Genomic DNA, 961 nt, shown 5'->3' on the forward strand with positions numbered 1-961 from the left:
CGGTTCCAAGACCCGTGCAGTTGGCGAATTCAGCTTGGCATTCGTCCGGATTGGAGAGAGCCGTCTGAGCCAGTGCATCAGAGCTGGACAGGGCGGATGCCGCAATAATGACCGCGCCAAGAACTTTCAGATTTATCATGGCTTGCTCCTTGCGTTGGACCGTGGCGCACAATGCCAAGTCTGGCTTCTTCATGCGGGGAATCGAGCGCGCCTTCTGATACGGGTGCCTTGACGTAGATCAAGGAAGGCGCGGGCGAGCCTCTCCATTGTCTCGATCACTGGGCCGGCCTTCTCCAACAGCCCAGTCTTCAACAAGGCCCGGCCGGGGACTCGATCTCCGGCCGGGCTTTGTTTTGTCATGAACACCAAGAGACCATTTCGACCTGAGCGCCGGAAGCGCGCGTTTATGGGCAAGGGGCTCGGCGTGTATGGCAGCGGCACCTCGGCCCAGATTAGCCGGGCATGCAGTAACAACGGGGCAGCCCAACGTCGGCGTGAAGCCATGCGTGCCCGCGGCATGCTGTAGGGTGGGTAGGGGGGACGCTTAGGTCTCTCGGCCGGCCCGCGTTAACTTCCGGCCGTACAGTGCGGCGCGCTACGCCATGGGTTTCCAGAAAAGTGCAAAAATAGTTGCGATATCTGCGCCGTCGCGTCCGCAAGTTCAGCGGCGGTCCGCGAGGGTGACCGCGCCAGAAGCCTCACCTCCCCTCCGGGGGCGGTCACATCGGCCCAGAGCCGAAAAGTACAAGAGGCCGCGCCTACATCACAGCATGTAGCGGTTCCATGAAACACGCAAAGCGCTCCAATCCACTAGGGTTTGCCTCTTCAGATTTAGGCTGCTGTATCGGCAAAAGTGGTCACGCCAAGGGCGCTTCAAGAGATTGGTGCGTTGATGCAGCGCCGACAGCGAAAACCCCGCCTGGGGGAAGCGGGGCTTTCTGGTAGGGGTGAAGCTTAGGGA

General features: G+C 60.7%; 1 protein-coding gene and 1 pseudogene. Both read right to left on the bottom strand.

Going from position 1 to position 961, the window contains the following annotated elements:
* Positions 1-193: pseudogene (locus AC0L27_RS41055) on the bottom strand (hypothetical protein); the annotation flags it as partial.
* 570 nt (positions 194-763) lie between these two features.
* Positions 764-961 (bottom strand): hypothetical protein (locus AC0L27_RS41060; protein ID WP_473323782.1); only part of this gene is annotated, 198 nt, incomplete at its 5' end.

It is taken from the genome of Bradyrhizobium sp. Ken51, assembly GCF_055807435.1.